At 59.4% G+C, this 14,967-nt stretch carries 16 protein-coding genes and 1 tRNA gene; 11 read left to right on the top strand and 6 right to left on the bottom strand.

Features of this window, described 5'->3' with window-relative positions; translation table 11 throughout:
• Window positions 1-339 precede the first annotated feature (339 nt).
• The 6 genes from INT12_RS19355 to hemA form a co-directional block, all read right to left on the bottom strand.
• Window positions 340-858, bottom strand: a complete 519-nt coding sequence (locus INT12_RS19355) for an acyloxyacyl hydrolase (protein ID WP_193058976.1) — start codon at window positions 856-858, stop codon at window positions 340-342.
• Window positions 859-971: 113 nt separating this feature from the next.
• Entirely contained in the window at window positions 972-1,766 is a 795-nt protein-coding gene (murI, locus tag INT12_RS19350) for a glutamate racemase (protein ID WP_104903974.1), read from the bottom strand.
• Entirely contained in the window at window positions 1,759-2,514 is a 756-nt protein-coding gene (locus INT12_RS19345) for a molybdopterin-synthase adenylyltransferase MoeB (RefSeq protein WP_017844398.1), read from the bottom strand. Before INT12_RS19345 ends, murI begins: the two co-directional genes overlap by 8 nt.
• The gene (gene prmC, locus INT12_RS19340) at window positions 2,508-3,338 is read right to left on the bottom strand and encodes a peptide chain release factor N(5)-glutamine methyltransferase (RefSeq protein ID WP_017844399.1); all 831 of its coding nucleotides are present in this window, start codon (window positions 3,336-3,338) and stop codon (window positions 2,508-2,510) included. The genes INT12_RS19345 and prmC overlap by 7 nt, the downstream gene beginning before the upstream one ends.
• Window positions 3,339-4,421 carry a peptide chain release factor 1 gene (gene prfA / locus INT12_RS19335; RefSeq protein ID WP_017844400.1) on the bottom strand — a complete coding sequence of 361 codons (1,083 nt, stop codon included), beginning with the start codon at window positions 4,419-4,421 and terminating at the stop codon, window positions 3,339-3,341.
• A complete protein-coding gene (gene hemA / locus INT12_RS19330) occupies window positions 4,421-5,707 on the bottom strand; it encodes a glutamyl-tRNA reductase (protein ID WP_017844401.1) in 1,287 nt (428 codons plus the stop codon). The genes prfA and hemA overlap by 1 nt, the downstream gene beginning before the upstream one ends.
• A gap of 182 nt (window positions 5,708-5,889) precedes the next feature.
• Between hemA and INT12_RS19325 the strand changes: the two genes are divergently transcribed.
• From INT12_RS19325 to INT12_RS31355, 11 genes are all read left to right on the top strand, one after another.
• The gene (locus INT12_RS19325; RefSeq protein ID WP_193040375.1) at window positions 5,890-7,614 is read left to right on the top strand and encodes a tetratricopeptide repeat protein; all 1,725 of its coding nucleotides are present in this window, start codon (window positions 5,890-5,892) and stop codon (window positions 7,612-7,614) included.
• Window positions 7,615-7,618: 4 nt separating this feature from the next.
• Entirely contained in the window at window positions 7,619-8,236 is a 618-nt protein-coding gene (gene lolB / locus INT12_RS19320) for a lipoprotein insertase outer membrane protein LolB (RefSeq protein ID WP_046488043.1), read from the top strand.
• A gap of 49 nt (window positions 8,237-8,285) precedes the next feature.
• On the top strand, window positions 8,286-9,089 hold the full coding sequence (gene ispE / locus INT12_RS19315; RefSeq protein WP_264294542.1) for a 4-(cytidine 5'-diphospho)-2-C-methyl-D-erythritol kinase: 804 nt from the start codon (window positions 8,286-8,288) through the stop codon (window positions 9,087-9,089).
• Window positions 9,090-9,126: 37 nt separating this feature from the next.
• Window positions 9,127-9,201 (top strand) — tRNA-Gln (locus INT12_RS19310).
• Window positions 9,202-9,247: 46 nt separating this feature from the next.
• Window positions 9,248-10,189: a ribose-phosphate pyrophosphokinase gene (locus INT12_RS19305; protein WP_017844405.1), complete on the top strand. Its 942-nt coding sequence runs from the start codon at window positions 9,248-9,250 to the stop codon at window positions 10,187-10,189.
• Window positions 10,190-10,327: 138 nt separating this feature from the next.
• Window positions 10,328-10,927, top strand: coding sequence for a 50S ribosomal protein L25/general stress protein Ctc (locus INT12_RS19300; protein ID WP_017844406.1), 600 nt, complete (start codon window positions 10,328-10,330; stop codon window positions 10,925-10,927).
• A gap of 166 nt (window positions 10,928-11,093) precedes the next feature.
• The gene (gene pth, locus INT12_RS19295) at window positions 11,094-11,678 is read left to right on the top strand and encodes an aminoacyl-tRNA hydrolase (RefSeq protein ID WP_017844407.1); all 585 of its coding nucleotides are present in this window, start codon (window positions 11,094-11,096) and stop codon (window positions 11,676-11,678) included.
• A 22-nt stretch (window positions 11,679-11,700) separates the two neighbouring features.
• On the top strand, window positions 11,701-12,801 hold the full coding sequence (gene ychF / locus INT12_RS19290) for a redox-regulated ATPase YchF (RefSeq protein ID WP_046384760.1): 1,101 nt from the start codon (window positions 11,701-11,703) through the stop codon (window positions 12,799-12,801).
• 377 nt (window positions 12,802-13,178) lie between these two features.
• Window positions 13,179-14,105: a sigma 54-interacting transcriptional regulator gene (locus INT12_RS19285; RefSeq protein WP_017844409.1), complete on the top strand. Its 927-nt coding sequence runs from the start codon at window positions 13,179-13,181 to the stop codon at window positions 14,103-14,105.
• 180 nt (window positions 14,106-14,285) lie between these two features.
• Window positions 14,286-14,489: a hypothetical protein gene (locus INT12_RS19280; protein ID WP_017844410.1), complete on the top strand. Its 204-nt coding sequence runs from the start codon at window positions 14,286-14,288 to the stop codon at window positions 14,487-14,489.
• Window positions 14,490-14,600: 111 nt separating this feature from the next.
• Complete coding sequence (locus tag INT12_RS31355; protein ID WP_226926248.1) at window positions 14,601-14,963, top strand: hypothetical protein; 363 nt, start codon at window positions 14,601-14,603, stop codon at window positions 14,961-14,963.
• The last annotated feature ends 4 nt before the right edge of the window (window positions 14,964-14,967 follow it).

Below are 14,967 nucleotides of genomic sequence, written 5' to 3'. Positions count from 1 at the left end.
GAGTAGTTTTCGATGCCACCGAACGCGAAGGGATTCGCGACCGCTTACCGCTGATCTCAGGCCGATGAATATCTCAATGTGGGAGGGGGCTTGCCCCCGATAGCAGTGGGTCAGTTGGCAAATTCTGCGACTGACACTGCGCTATCGGGGGCAAGCCCCCTCCCACAGGTTTTTGCAGGGTTCTGAAATTACAGCGGCATCGTGTAGTGCAACGAGTAGTTTTCGATGCCACCGAACGCGAAGGGATTCGCGACCGCTTACCGCTGATCTCAGGCCGATGAATATCTCAATGTGGGAGGGGGTTTGCCCCCTCCCACAGGGTTTTGCAGGGTTCTGAAGTTACAGCGGCATCGTGTAGTGCAACGAGTAGTTTTCGATGCCGTCGTTATGGTCGCTGAGCCCGGCGTTGGAGTAGTGCATGGAACGAATGCCCACTTCATGCCCGCCGTTAAAGCGCAAACCGAAGCCCAGGCGGTCTTCGAACTGGAAGGCCTGGCCGAGGTTGTTGTCTTCCAACCGCGTGCGGGAGAATGCCGCCACCCCGATCCCGGCCTCGATGTAAGGCTTTACCGATTCCCCGGCGAACTCATACACAAATACCGGGGAGAACGACAGGCTGCTCGCGCCTGCACGGTGATCACCTTCCCAATAGGTGTATGCACCACTCCAATAGCCAGTCAGGCGACCGACGTCGCTCTGCATCCAGCTCTTATCCCAATCCGACGTCAGCCCCAATCGATAGGTGAGCGTCGAATCACCGGTGGTCCCCAGGCCAAACTCAAGGCCGGCGGCCTGCGCCGAAAAAGAGTGTCCCACCACAACGGCCGCAATCGCGGCCAAACAGAACAAGCGCTTCATAAGAAACATCCTTTCCGAACGAAGTTATAGGTTTTTACACAGGGAAATCTCGCTTATAGAAGCCGACTTACTGCCAGAAATTCAGCGTCTAACGGCGAATTTTGACGAAATTTTCACGAGCCGAAGCTTCTCACAACTCCGGGATGTTTCCATAGTGTCGGTAGGATATTTCTTAGATGACACACATCGCCGCTGGTCCAGAACTGGGCAGGGCCTGGAGTGCCGGCGGCCAGCAGATCGCGTTCGCCGAGCAGTCGCTTGAGCTGGCGGGCCACGGCAGCGCCGGTGTCGATCAGGCTGATGCCGGGGGGCAGCATCTGCGCCAGGAGCGGCTTGAGGAAGGGGTAGTGGGTGCAACCGAGGATGATGGTGTCGCAGCCGGCGCTGAGCAACGGTTCGACGTAGCTTTGCAACAACTGGCGCAGGGCCGGGCTGCCCAGGTCGCCGGTTTCAATCAGTTCCACCAGGCCTGGGCACGGCCGGGTGATCACCCGCACATCGGTGGCGAAACGGTCGAGCAACGCGGCGAACTTGGCGCTTTGCAGGGTGCCGGTGGTGGCGAGTACGCCGACCACGCCACTGCGGGTCGCAGCGGTAGCGGGTTTGACGGCGGGTTCCATCCCCACCAGCGGCCAGTCGGGGTAGCTCTTGCGCAAGTCGGCCACGGCAGCAACGGTCGCCGTGTTGCAGGCAATCACCAAGGCTTTGGCGCCGCGCTCGCGGAAAAACTCTGCAACCCGGTGTAAACGCTCGCAAATAAAGGCCGGCGTTTTCTCGCCGTAGGGGATGTACCCGCAATCGGCGACGTACAGCAGCGACTCATGGGGCAACAGTTGCTGGATTTCCTCGAGCACCGTCAACCCGCCGATACCGGAGTCGAACACACCGATCGGTGCATCCTTAACCATGCTGCGTCCCACACACACTGCAACCGGGATCGCGCTTGACGCGCAACTCACGGAAACGCGTGGTCAAGGCATCAATCAGCAACAAGCGTCCGACCAGGGGCTCACCGAAACCGGCGAGCAACTTCAATGCTTCCAGGGCCTGCAGGCTGCCGACCAGACCGACCAGCGGGCCGACCACGCCGGCTTCGCTGCAGGTCAGTTCGGTGTCGCTGCCGTGCCCGTATAAACAGTGGTAGCACGGGCTGTCGGCGCGCCGCGGGTCAAATACCGACAGTTGCCCATCCAGGCGGATCGCCGCGCCGCTGACCAACGGCTTGCCGGCGGCCACGCAGGCGGCGTTGACCGCTTCGCGGGTGGAAAAATTGTCGCTGCAGTCGAGCACCACATCCACCGCCGCCACTGCCGCGGCCAGGGAGTCGGCATCCAGCGCAGTGCGATGGGTGAGCAGTTTGACCTCGGGGTTGAGCGCGGTCAGACGGCGGATGGCCGAATCGACCTTACTCAGGCCGACACTGTCCGTGTCATGGATGATCTGGCGTTGCAGGTTGGTCAGGTCGACGGTGTCAAAATCCGCCAGATGCAACTCGCCGACCCCGGCCGCCGCCAGGTACAGCGCCACCGGCGCGCCCAGGCCGCCGAGGCCGACGATCAAGGCGCGACCGTTTTTCAGGCGCAATTGGCCGTCGATGTCGACCTGTTTCAACAGAATCTGTCGGCTATAGCGCAACAGCTCCTGGTCGCTCAGCATGGCCGGCGCCCCAGGCTGATGCGTTCGTGGCCGCCGAGGTCGATGCGGCTGTGGACGCCTTCAAAGCCCTGGCTCAGCAGCAGGTCACGCACCGCCGCGGCCTGGTCGTAACCGTGCTCCAGCAGCAGCCAACCGCCCGCGTTGAGGTGGGCCGGCGCCTCGGCGATGATCAGCCGCAGGTCGTCCAACCCATCATGGCCCGCCACTAGCGCGCTGGCCGGCTCAAAGCGCACGTCGCCGGCCGCCAGGTGCGGATCGTTGGCGGCGATGTAGGGCGGGTTGCTGATGATCAGGTCGTAGGTGTGGCCTTGCAACGCGCTGAACCAATGACTGTTGAGCACAGTGGCATTGTGCAGGTTCAGGCGCTGGCGATTGCGTTCGGCCAGGGCCACGGCTTCGAGCACGCGGTCGACGGCGGTGACGTGCCAGGCCGGGCGCTCGCTGGCCAGGGCCAGGGCGATGGCGCCGCTGCCGGTGCCGAGGTCGAGCACCTTGGCCGGCGTGGCGGGCAACAATTCCAGGGCCGCCTCGACCAGCAGTTCGGTGTCCGGGCGCGGAATCAGCGTGTGGGGCGCGACTTCCAGGTCCAGCTTCCAGAAACCTTGCTGGCCGAGGATGTAGGCCACCGGCTCACCGGCGCGGCGGCGTTGCAGGTAATCGGCGAAGGTCAGCGCGGCTTCGCTGCTGACGATTTTTTCCGGCCAGGTGTGCAGGTAGCTGCGGGACTTGCCCAGGGCAGCCGCGAGCAACAGCTCCACGTCCAGGCGTGCGGTGGGCGAGTCGGGCAGGTCGGCGGCGCGCAGCAGGCTGGCGATGATGGTCATTTATTCACCTATCGCCGCCAATTGGTCGGCCTGGTATTCGACGAGCAACGGCTCGATCACCGCGTCGATGCCACCGGCGAGAATCTCGTCCAGGGAGTAGAGCGTGAGGTTGACCCGGTGGTCGGTGACCCGGCCCTGGGCAAAGTTGTAGGTGCGGATGCGCTCGGAACGGTCGCCCGAGCCCACCAGCAGTTTGCGTTCACTGGCAATCGCGTTGGCGGCGGCGCTGGTCTGCTGGTCATTCAGCTTGGCCGACAGCCAGGACATGGCCCGCGCCCGGTTCTTGTGCTGCGAACGCTCTTCCTGGCATTCAACCACGATGCCCGACGGCAAGTGTGTGATGCGGATCGCCGAGTCGGTCTTGTTGATGTGCTGACCACCGGCACCGGATGAACGGTAGGTGTCGACGCGCAGGTCCGCCGGGTTGATCTCGATGGCTTCCTGCTCGTCCGGCTCGGGCAACACCGCCACGGTACACGCCGAGGTGTGGATACGGCCTTGGGATTCGGTGGCCGGCACCCGTTGCACGCGGTGCGCGCCGGACTCGAATTTCAGCTTGCCGTACACGTTGTCGCCTTCGACGCGGGCGATGACTTCTTTATAACCGCCGTGTTCGCCTTCGTTCTCGGACAGGATCTCGACGCGCCAGCCACGCCGCTCGGCATACCGCGAGTACATGCGGAACAGGTCGCCGGAGAAAATCGCCGCCTCGTCGCCGCCGGTGCCGGCGCGGATTTCGAGGAAGACGTTGCGCCCGTCGTTGGGGTCCTTGGGCAGTAGCATGCGTTGCAGGTCGCCTTCGAGCTCGGCCAGTTTGTCTTTGGCTTCACGGACTTCTTCCACGGCCATTTCACGCATGTCCGGGTCGCTGTCCTTGAGCAGGGCCTGGGCGCCCTCCAGGTCGGCCTGTACTTTCAACAGGTTCTGATAGGTGAGCACAATGGGCTCAACTTCGGCGTATTCCTTGGAATAAGCGCGGAACTTGGCCTGATCGGAGATGACCTCGCCGTCGCCGAGCAACGCAGTCAGTTCTTCGAAACGGTCCTGGAGCACGTCCAGTTTGTTGAGCAGTGACGCTTTCATTACGGTTTTTTATCCGAAGAGCTATCTGACGCGCCCTCACCGAGGGCAAAGAGTTCCTGCGCCATGGCCAGCGCATCGAGGCGGCCTTCGGCAGTGAGTTTTTTCAGTTGTACGCTGGGAGCGTGCAGCAACTTGTTGGTCAAGCCGCGGGCCAGTTGCATCAGCACGTCTTCGGCGTTGCCGCCATTGGCCAATAAGCGCTGGGCCTTGCTCAACTCCTCGTCGCGCAGGCGTTCGCCCTGCTGACGATACGCCTTGAGCACGTCCACCGCCGCCAGTTCGCGCAGGCGCACCATGAAGTCTTCGGCGCCGACGCTGACCATTTCCTCGGCGGCCTGGGCTGCGCCCTGACGGCTCTTGAGGTTTTCGGCGACCACTTCGTGCAGATCGTCGACGCTATACAGGTAAACGTCGTCCAACTCGCCGACTTCAGGCTCGATATCCCGGGGAACGGCAATATCCACCATGAAGATCGGCTTGTGCTTGCGCAGCTTCAGCGCGCTTTCTACCGCGCCTTTACCCAGGATCGGCAACTGGCTGGCGGTGGAACTGATGACGATGTCGCTGCGCACCAGCTCGGCCGGGATATCGGCCAGCAGCACGGCGTGGGCGCCGAACTGTTCGGCGAGGATGCTGGCACGCTCCAGGGTGCGGTTGGCCACCACGATACGCTTCACGCCGAGGTCGTGCAGGTGACGGGCGACCAGGGTGATGGTCTCGCCGGCACCGATCAGCAAGGCCTGGCTGCGCTGCAAGTCGCTGAAAATCTGTTTGGCCAGGCTGACGGCGGCAAACGCCACGGACACCGGGTTTTCCCCGATGGCGGTGTCGGTGCGTACCTGCTTGGCGGAATTGAACGTGGCCTGGAACAGGCGCCCCAGCAGCGGCCCCACGGTGCCAGCCTCACGCGCCACGGCGTAGGCGGATTTCATCTGGCCGAGGATCTGCGGCTCGCCCAGGACCAGCGAATCGAGACCGGACGCCACACGCATCATGTGACGAACTGCCGCATCGTCCTCATGCACATAAGCGCTCGCGCGCAGGTCATTGAAGTCCAAATGGTGGTAATCGGCCAGCCAGCGCAGCACGACATCCGCTGAAAGATGCTCCTGCTCTATATAAAGCTCGCTGCGATTGCAGGTGGAAAGGATCGCAGCTTCGCGGCTGTCGGTGAGTCGGCAGAGCTGCTGCAAGGCCTCAACCAACTGCTCAGGCGTAAACGCCACGCGCTCGCGCACGTCTACGGAGGCAGTCTTGTGGTTAATACCGAGTGCGAGGAAGGCCATTCAATATCGCTGATGATGTCGGGAAGCCGACAATTGTCCTACTTCGATAGATTCAGAACAACCACCGTCGTCTATTGTCCCTATACGTTGTGCCTATAAAGGCATCCACTGAGACTCGGTTATGTTTGGCCGAAGGCTTGTGTCATGATGATCCGACCGCAGGTTAGTCGTCCTCTTCCTATATGAATAGATCCTCCGCGTTGCTCCTCGCTTTTGTCTTCCTCAACGGCTGCCAGGCCATGGCCCCCGTGTTGACCGACGGTACACCGCCGGTGGAAGAGAGCACCCCAGCCCCTGAAAAGCCCAAGGTTTACTCCTCGTTCACTGAAGACACGGTGTACAGCCTGCTGACCGCAGAACTGGCCGGCCAGCGCAATCGTTTCGATATTGCGCTGGATAATTACGTGACCCAGGCCATCAATACGCAAGATCCGGGCATCTCGGAGCGGGCGTTTCGCATCGCCGAGTACCTGGGGGCCGACCAGGCTGCGCTGGACACCTCGCTGATCTGGGCGAAAAACGCGCCGCACGACCTGGAAGCACAACGGGCGGCAGCCATTCAATTGGCGCGCTCGGGGCGCTACGACGACTCCATGACCTATATGGAGAAAGTCCTGCAGGGCAAGGGCGACACGCATTTCGACTTTCTTGCGCTGTCGGCGGCCGATACCGACCAGGACACGCGCAACGGGCTGATGAAGAGTTTCGACCGCCTGCTGCAAAAACACCCGAAGAACAGCCAGCTCGTGTTCGGCAAGGCCTTGCTGCTGCAACAGGACGACGAAGCCGAAGCCGCGCTGAAGCTGCTGGAACAGAACCCGCCGGAAGAAGGCGAGATCGCGCCGATCCTGCTGCGCGCACGCCTGTTGCAGAACCTCAATCGCGGCAAGGAAGCGATTCCGCTGCTGGAAAAAAGCATCAAGAAGTACCCGGACGACAAACGCCTGCGCCTGACTTACGCGCGCACGCTGGTGGAGCAGGACCGCATGGAGGACGCCAAAGTGCAGTTCGCCAACCTGGTCCAGCAATACCCGGACGATGACGAATTACGCTACTCCCTGGCGCTGGTGTGCCTGGAAGCCAAGGCCTGGGACGAGGCCAAGGGCTATCTGGAAGAGTTGATCGAGCGCGAAAGCCATGTGGACTCGGCGCACCTGAACCTCGGCCGCATCGCCGAAGAAAACAACGACCCCCAGGCCGCCCTGCTCGAATACGCCAAGGTCGGCCCCGGCAACGACTACCTGCCCGCCCAGTTGCGCCAGGCCGACATCCTGATGAGCAACGGGCGCACCGACGAGGCGGAAAAACGTCTGGTCGCGGCGCGCGAGGCGGAACCGGACTACGCGATCCAGCTGTACCTGATCCAGGCCGAGACCTTGTCGGCCAACAATCAGGCCGAGCGCGCCTGGAAAGTCTTGCAACAAGCCTTGCTGCAATACCCCGACGACCTGAACCTGCTCTACACCCGTGCGATGCAGGCGGAAAAACGCAATGACCTGGCGCAGATGGAAAAAGACCTGCGCCTGATCATCAAGCGCGACCCGGACAACGCCATGGCGCTCAATGCCCTGGGCTACACCCTGTCCGACCGCACCACGCGCTACGCCGAAGCCAAGGTGCTGATCGAACAGGCCCACAAGCTCAACCCGGAAGACCCGGCCGTACTCGACAGCCTGGGCTGGGTGAACTACCGCCTGGGCAACCTGGACGAGGCTGAGCGCCTGCTGCGCCAGGCGCTGGAGCGCTTCCCCGACCAGGAAGTCGCCGCCCACCTGGGCGAAGTGCTCTGGGCCAATGGCAAACAGCGCGAAGCCCGACAAATCTGGGAGAAGTTCCTCAAGGAACAACCCGAAAGCCCCATCCTGCGCGGCACCATCAAGCGCCTGACCGGTTCCGAGACCCTTTAAGTTTATGTTCTTGCGCCACTTTATCGTTTTCAGCTTCATCGCCTTGCTCGCCGGTTGCGCGGGCTTCGGTGCCCGCGAGTCCGTTGAGGGTCAGGGCAACCCGGCGCAATGGAAACAGCACAAGGCCCAGCTCAGCAGCATCGATGGCTGGCAGATCGAAGGAAAAGTCGGGGTACGCGCGCCGAAAGATTCCGGCAGCGGCACCTTGTTCTGGCTGCAACGCCAGGACTACTACGATATCCGCCTGTCCGGCCCATTGGGGCGCGGCGCCGCCCGCCTGACCGGCCGACCGGGGCAAGTCAGCCTCGAAGTGGCCAACCAGGGTCGCTACGAAGCCGTCTCCCCGGAGGCGCTGCTGGAAGAGCAGATCGGCTGGAAACTGCCGGTGTCGCACCTGGTCTGGTGGGTACGCGGTTTGCCCGCCCCCGACAGCAAAAGCCGCCTGAGCCTCAATGGCGACAGCCGCCTGGCCTCCCTGGAGCAGGACGGCTGGCAGGTCGAATACCTGAGCTACGTGCAACAGAGCGGTTATTGGCTGCCCGAGCGGATCAAACTGCACGGCACCGACCTTGATATCACGCTGGTGATCAAGGACTGGCAACCACGCAAGCTGGGGCAATAACGTGACCGTAGAGAAACTGACCCTGCCCTCCCCGGCCAAACTCAATCTGATGCTGCACATCCTGGGGCGCCGCAAAGACGGCTACCACGAGTTGCAGACGCTGTTTCAATTTCTCGACTACGGCGATGAACTGACATTCGCCGTGCGCGACGATGGCGTGATCCGACTGCACACCGAATTCGAAGGGGTGCCCCACGACAGCAACCTGATCGTGAAGGCCGCGAAAAAACTTCAGGCACAATCCGGTTGCGCCCTGGGCATCGACATCTGGATCGATAAAATCCTGCCCATGGGCGGCGGCATCGGTGGCGGCAGCTCGAATGCCGCGACCACACTGCTGGGCCTGAACCATTTGTGGAAGCTCGGCTGGGACCTCGATCGCCTGGCCGCACTGGGCCTGACACTGGGCGCCGACGTCCCGGTTTTCGTGCGTGGGCACGCGGCTTTTGCCGAGGGCGTGGGAGAAAAACTCACCCCGGAAAACCCCGAAGAGCCTTGGTATGTCGTGCTTGTCCCGCAAGTATCTGTAAGTACAGCAGAAATTTTTTCAGATCCACTGTTGACACGTAACTCTCCTCCCATTAAAGTGCGCCCCGTTCCCAAGGGAAACAGTCGAAATGACTGCTTACCGGTTGTAGCAAGGCGTTATCCAGAAGTACGTAACGCTTTGAATTTGTTAGGTAAATTTACCGAAGCAAAATTAACCGGCACTGGAAGTTGTGTGTTTGGGGGCTTCCCAAACAAAGCTGAAGCTGATAAAGTCTCGGCCCTTCTTACAGAGACCCTTACAGGGTTTGTAGCGAAAGGAAGCAACGTTTCGATGTTGCATCGCAAGCTGCAAAGTCTGCTCTAAAAGGAACCGAGTACTGGGTACTCGTTGCAACAGATACAGGGGCGTCGCCAAGCGGTAAGGCAGCAGGTTTTGATCCTGCCATGCGTTGGTTCGAATCCAGCCGCCCCTGCCATTTTCCTTTACTCATCCAGGTTACCCTCAGCCTCTAGGTACTGCGCGTGTCCAAGATGATGGTCTTTACGGGGAACGCCAACCCCGATCTGGCTCGACGTGTTGTTCGTCAGCTGCATATCCCTCTCGGTGACATCTCTGTCGGTAAATTCTCCGACGGCGAAATTACCGCCGAGATCAATGAAAACGTCCGCGGTAAAGACGTCTTCATTATCCAGCCGACCTGCGCTCCGACCAACGATAACCTGATGGAACTCGTCGTGATGGCTGATGCCTTCCGCCGCTCCTCAGCGACTCGAATCACAGCTGTAATCCCTTACTTTGGTTATGCCCGTCAGGATCGCCGTCCGCGTTCCGCACGTGTAGCTATCAGCGCGAAAGTCGTGGCTGACATGCTCACCGTGGTAGGCATCGACCGTGTTCTCACGGTTGACCTGCACGCTGACCAAATCCAGGGGTTCTTCGATATTCCGGTAGATAACATCTACGGCTCCCCCGTATTGGTGGATGACATCGAAGACCAGCGCTTTGAAAACCTGATGATCGTGTCCCCGGACATTGGTGGCGTCGTGCGTGCACGGGCTGTCGCCAAATCCCTGGGCGTTGATCTCGGGATCATCGACAAACGCCGCGAGAAAGCCAATCACTCTGAAGTGATGCATATCATCGGTGATGTCGAAGGGCGTACCTGTATTCTGGTTGATGACATGGTCGACACCGCCGGCACCCTGTGCCACGCGGCGAAAGCCTTGAAAGAGCATGGTGCGGCAAAAGTCTTCGCCTACTGCACACACCCTGTGCTGTCGGGCCGAGCGATCGAGAACATCGAGAACTCAATGCTGGACGAACTGGTGGTGACCAACACCATCCCGTTGTCCGCTGCAGCTCAAGCCTGTCCGCGTATCCGCCAACTGGATATCGCACCGGTAGTTGCCGAAGCGGTTCGCCGCATCAGCAACGAAGAATCGATCAGCGCGATGTTCCGTTAAGGGTCAAACCTTCGGATCACCTCACTGACGAAAAGCGCCCCGCCCCGGCATATTGTCGGGGCGGGGCTTTTTTGCCCATATCGCCTTTAGCGCTGGTCGCAAACGCTGGGGCGAATGTGGTTATTTTGGAGATACAACATGAACGAATTTATTCTGAATGCTGAAGTGCGTTCCGACCTGGGGAAAGGTGCGAGCCGCCGCCTGCGTCGTCTCGCAAGCCTGGTTCCAGCTGTAGTTTACGGTGGCGACAAAGCCCCTGAATCCATCAGCATGCTGGCCAAAGAAGTTGCCAAACTGCTGGAAAACGATGCGGCCTACAGCCACATCATTTCGCTGAACGTCGGCGGCACCAAGCAGAACGTCATCATCAAGGCCCTGCAACGTCACCCAGCTAAAGGCCACGTGCTGCACGCTGACTTCGTTCGCGTCGTTGCCGGCCAGAAACTGACCGCCGTTGTGCCGGTACACTTTGTTGGTGAAGAAGCTCCGATCAAAAAAGGCGGCGAAGTTTCGCACGTTGTTGCCGAGATCGAAGTGACCTGCCTGCCGAAAGACCTGCCTGAGTTCATCGAAGTCGACCTGTCGGCTCTGGAAATCGGCGAAATCCTGCACCTGTCCGACCTCAAAGCCCCTAAAGGCGTTGAGTTTGTCGCACTGGTTCACGGTGATGACAAAGCGGTTGCCAACGTTCACGCTCCACGCGTTGCTCCAGAAGCTGAAGAAGGCGCTGCAGAGTAATTCACTCTGTATTGCCGGAGCTTGAGGAAACATCGCGGACCGAAACGTAGCGAGAAAGCGGGCGATAACGCGACGTTTACTCTTGAGTAAATGATCCCTTGTCGTCCACTTTCGCCGCACTCAGGTCGGCATTGTTATCCACAACTCCAAAGGAAGGGCCCCTGTCGTGACTGCCATTAAACTGATCGTTGGCCTGGGAAATCCAGGCGCAGAATACGAACAGACCCGGCATAACGCGGGGGCCCTTTTTGTTGAGCGCATCGCCCACGCCCAAGGTGTAAACCTGGTGGCCGATCGCAAGTATTTCGGCCTGACCGGACGCTTTTCGCATCAGGGTCAGGATGTTCGTCTGTTGATTCCCACCACCTACATGAACCGCAGCGGCCAGGCTGTCGCGGCGCTTGCGGGGTTCTTCCGGATCAAACCCGAAGAAATCCTGGTGGCCCATGACGAACTGGACCTGCCTCCCGGCGTTGCCAAGCTCAAGCAAGGCGGCGGGCATGGCGGGCACAATGGCCTGCGCGACATCATCGCGCAGCTGGGCAATCAGAATACCTTTTACCGTCTGCGGCTCGGCATTGGCCACCCAGGCGTTGCCAGTATGGTTTCAAATTTCGTCCTGGGTCGTGCGCCACGCGCCGAACAGGAAAAACTCGATGCCTGCATCGACTTTGCCCTCGGCGTGCTGCCGGATATCCTCGCCGGGGAATGGAACCGCGCGATGAAAAACCTGCACAGCCAGAAGGCCTGACTCTTTTCCGAGGGGAAACACCATGGGATTCAATTGCGGCATCGTCGGCCTGCCCAACGTCGGCAAATCCACCCTGTTCAACGCGCTGACCAAGTCCGGTATTGCGGCGGAGAACTTCCCCTTCTGCACCATCGAACCGAACAGCGGTATCGTGCCGATGCCGGACCCGCGCCTGGACGCTCTGGCGGTGATCGTCAACCCCAAGCGCATCCTGCCGACCACCATGGAATTCGTCGACATCGCCGGCCTGGTGGCCGGTGCGTCGAAAGGTGAAGGCCTGGGCAACAAGTTCCTGGCCAACATCCGCGAAACCGATGCCATCGCCCATGTGGTCCGCTGCTTTGAAGACGAGAACGTGATTCACGTCTCCAACAGCGTCGACCCGAAACGCGACATCGAGATCATCGACCTGGAACTGATCTTCGCCGACCTCGACAGCTGCGAGAAGCAACTGCAGAAAGTCGCGCGTAACGCCAAGGGTGGCGACAAGGACGCCGTGGTCCAGAAAGGCCTGCTGGAGCAGCTGATCGCCCACTTCACCCTGGGCAAGCCGGCACGCAGCCTGATGAAGACCATGGGCGCTGACGAGAAGGCCGCGGTCAAGGGCTTCCACCTGCTGACCACCAAGCCGGTGATGTACATCGCCAACGTCGCCGAAGACGGCTTCGAGAACAACCCGCTGCTCGACGTGGTCAAGGCCATCGCCGACGAAGAAGGCGCGATCGTGGTTCCGGTGTGCAACAAGATCGAAGCGGAAATCGCCGAGCTCGATGACGGCGAAGAAAAAGACATGTTCCTCGAGGCCCTGGGCCTGGAAGAGCCTGGCCTGAATCGCGTGATCCGCGCCGGTTACGAAATGCTCAACCTGCAGACCTACTTCACCGCCGGTGTCGAAGAAGTCCGCGCCTGGACCGTCAAGGTCGGCGCCACCGCGCCACAGGCCGCCGGCGTGATCCACACCGACTTCGAAAAAGGCTTTATCCGCGCCGAAGTGATCGCCTACAACGACTTCATCCAGTACAAGGGTGAAGCAGGTGCCAAGGAAGCCGGTAAATGGCGCCTGGAAGGTAAGGAATATATCGTCAAGGACGGCGATGTGATGCACTTCCGTTTCAACGTGTAAACATCGATCGCGGCAGACGTCGCGATATAAAGAAGCCGATGCCCTGCATCGGCTTTTTTGTGGGTGAAAGACTCATGAGAGCGAAACATTGCCATACATTATAAATAAGAGGACTTTAGAACACACACCGCAACATATCTGCGAAGCGTTAAAACTTCCCAACTATTCTTCACCACTCTAAGAATAATCTTACGCCGACCACGGATAACCATCTCAACTAGCGCTTGCAACTTCAGAGCACTTGCCCTCCCTATACCCGGCGCCACTTTTAACGCCGGCAGCGCATCATGACAACACTAAGCTTTCCTGTTTAACTGCACGTCGACCCATAGGTTAATTGCCCTCCTGACGTGGCAACAGTATCGGAGCACAACACGATGTCGACGCTCTGCGAAAACGTTCTTATAACGGACATGACCTTTAGCGATTGCCCGGCCATCGAAACGACCGTGAACAATACGGCCGTTCTCGATATCGATATTCTCCTCTTGGGAGAAACCGGCACAGGTAAAGATACGTTGGCGCAACGCATCCATCAGCTGTCTCGTCGCAAAGGAAACTTCGTAGCAGTTAACTGTGCCGCCATCCCGGAAACCCTGGCCGAAAGCCAACTGTTCGGCGTCAACAGCGGCGCCTACACGGGCGCCATGCAATCTCGCGCGGGGTTTGTCGAAGCCGCCCATCTGGGCACCCTATACCTCGACGAAATCGACAGCATGCCGCTATCGCTGCAAGCCAAGCTGTTACGTGTACTGGAATCGCGCGGGGTCGAACGCCTGGGGTCTACACGATTTATCCCGGTAGACATGCGTGTGATCGCCTCGGCCCAGCACGCCTTGCACGAAATGGTCGAGCAAGGCACTTTCCGACGCGACCTCTACTTCCGTCTGAATGTGGTCAATATCCACCTTCCAGCCTTACGGGATCGGCGAGAGCGGATCATTCCCTTGTTCCTGGACATGATTGAGCAAGAGGCCGATCACTTCCGGCTCGCCGCGCCATCGCCCCCCAGCAAGCAGTTATTGCAACAACTGCTGTGCCACCCGTGGAAGGGTAACGTGCGCGAACTGCGCTCGACGGCCAAGCGCTTCGTGTTGGGCCTGCCGCCGTTATCCACCGCGGTGATCAACCGACATGAACTTGAATTGAACCTGAAGACACGATTGCAACAGATGGAGAAATCGCTGATTGAAGAATCGCTTCGTCAACACGACCACTGTGTGGACAGTGTGGCAATCGCTTTAGGCGTCGCCAAGCGAACGCTGTACCACCGAATAAAGCATTTGGGAATATCACTCAACTGAAACAGGGTGTCGCCCCTATTAACGCAATAACATCTTTTGAAACATACCTTCCCGCAACATATGGAACGCATGAATCCGTTTAGCCACATAAGTCATGGAACAGCGATACAGGTGTGCAACAGCGTCTTTTGATGTATCGCTGACTCCAGTGAAACTAACGTTAAGCACGGAGAAAACAACATGACTATCGGTTCGATTGGCTCGTATTCTGGCGCCTCCTATGGTGGCGGTGACGCCAACAATATGTCTGCTGATGAAGCAGATGCTGGGATGGAGGCTGTAGAATCCAAGAAGCGCAAAGATGGTGTAAAAAACGCATATAAAGCAGCAGAGAACGCTAATACCAACGGTATTAAAGCAGCCGCTGACATGCTCCGCCTGTAATAGCTGAACGCTTGCTGGCCTTCTCGACAGTCGATGCCGGGAAGGCCACATCGCCACGAGCGTTGTCATATACACGCTCATCTTCTAACCCTTATCTGACAGGGCAACATGATGATAGGCAGCATCCGCACGACTGAAATCAATCAACTCCCTGGCACCTCAGGCATACAGGAGGCCTCCCACTCGGCCACCGATGTCAGCTTTTTCAACTCAACGCTCATGCCTTCCCCAATTGCGAATACCGCGGTCGATCATGCGCTGCCACCGAATGTGCTTTCCGAAGCCGCAGGCAAGCTCAATTCCATGACTGAGCGTATGACCAAAAGCCTGCGTGCATTAAGCAGCAAGAACAAACTGGAAGAGGCGCGAAAATATCCGGGCCAACTTTCCGACGCACTCCTGCTGACGCACATGTTGTCGAAGAGCGTCGGTAAAACCGCGCAGTGCATCGATAAAATCAGCAACCTCCAGTAGGCCA

This window comes from Pseudomonas sp. K8 (assembly GCF_014889455.1).
GTDB classification, from domain to species: Bacteria; Pseudomonadota; Gammaproteobacteria; order Pseudomonadales; family Pseudomonadaceae; genus Aquipseudomonas; species Aquipseudomonas veronii.
This window is presented reverse-complemented; position numbering and strand designations above follow the sequence as displayed.

Excerpts from the sequence above, each read along its gene's own strand:
- ychF (WP_046384760.1), top strand. The coding sequence starts at position 11,701 with ATGGGATTCAATTGCGGCATCGTCGGCCTGCCCAACGTCGGCAAATCC.
- murI (WP_104903974.1), bottom strand. The coding sequence starts at position 1,766 with ATGGTTAAGGATGCACCGATCGGTGTGTTCGACTCCGGTATCGGCGGG.
- INT12_RS19285 (WP_017844409.1), top strand. The coding sequence starts at position 13,179 with ATGTCGACGCTCTGCGAAAACGTTCTTATAACGGACATGACCTTTAGC.
- INT12_RS19300 (WP_017844406.1), top strand. The coding sequence starts at position 10,328 with ATGAACGAATTTATTCTGAATGCTGAAGTGCGTTCCGACCTGGGGAAA.
- lolB (WP_046488043.1), top strand. The coding sequence starts at position 7,619 with ATGTTCTTGCGCCACTTTATCGTTTTCAGCTTCATCGCCTTGCTCGCC.
- INT12_RS19280 (WP_017844410.1), top strand. The coding sequence starts at position 14,286 with ATGACTATCGGTTCGATTGGCTCGTATTCTGGCGCCTCCTATGGTGGC.
- INT12_RS31355 (WP_226926248.1), top strand. The coding sequence starts at position 14,601 with ATGATAGGCAGCATCCGCACGACTGAAATCAATCAACTCCCTGGCACC.
- INT12_RS19355 (WP_193058976.1), bottom strand. The coding sequence starts at position 858 with ATGAAGCGCTTGTTCTGTTTGGCCGCGATTGCGGCCGTTGTGGTGGGA.
- prfA (WP_017844400.1), bottom strand. The coding sequence starts at position 4,421 with ATGAAAGCGTCACTGCTCAACAAACTGGACGTGCTCCAGGACCGTTTC.
- prmC (WP_017844399.1), bottom strand. The coding sequence starts at position 3,338 with ATGACCATCATCGCCAGCCTGCTGCGCGCCGCCGACCTGCCCGACTCG.
- INT12_RS19345 (WP_017844398.1), bottom strand. The coding sequence starts at position 2,514 with ATGCTGAGCGACCAGGAGCTGTTGCGCTATAGCCGACAGATTCTGTTG.
- hemA (WP_017844401.1), bottom strand. The coding sequence starts at position 5,707 with ATGGCCTTCCTCGCACTCGGTATTAACCACAAGACTGCCTCCGTAGAC.
- ispE (WP_264294542.1), top strand. The coding sequence starts at position 8,286 with ATGCTGCACATCCTGGGGCGCCGCAAAGACGGCTACCACGAGTTGCAG.
- INT12_RS19325 (WP_193040375.1), top strand. The coding sequence starts at position 5,890 with ATGAATAGATCCTCCGCGTTGCTCCTCGCTTTTGTCTTCCTCAACGGC.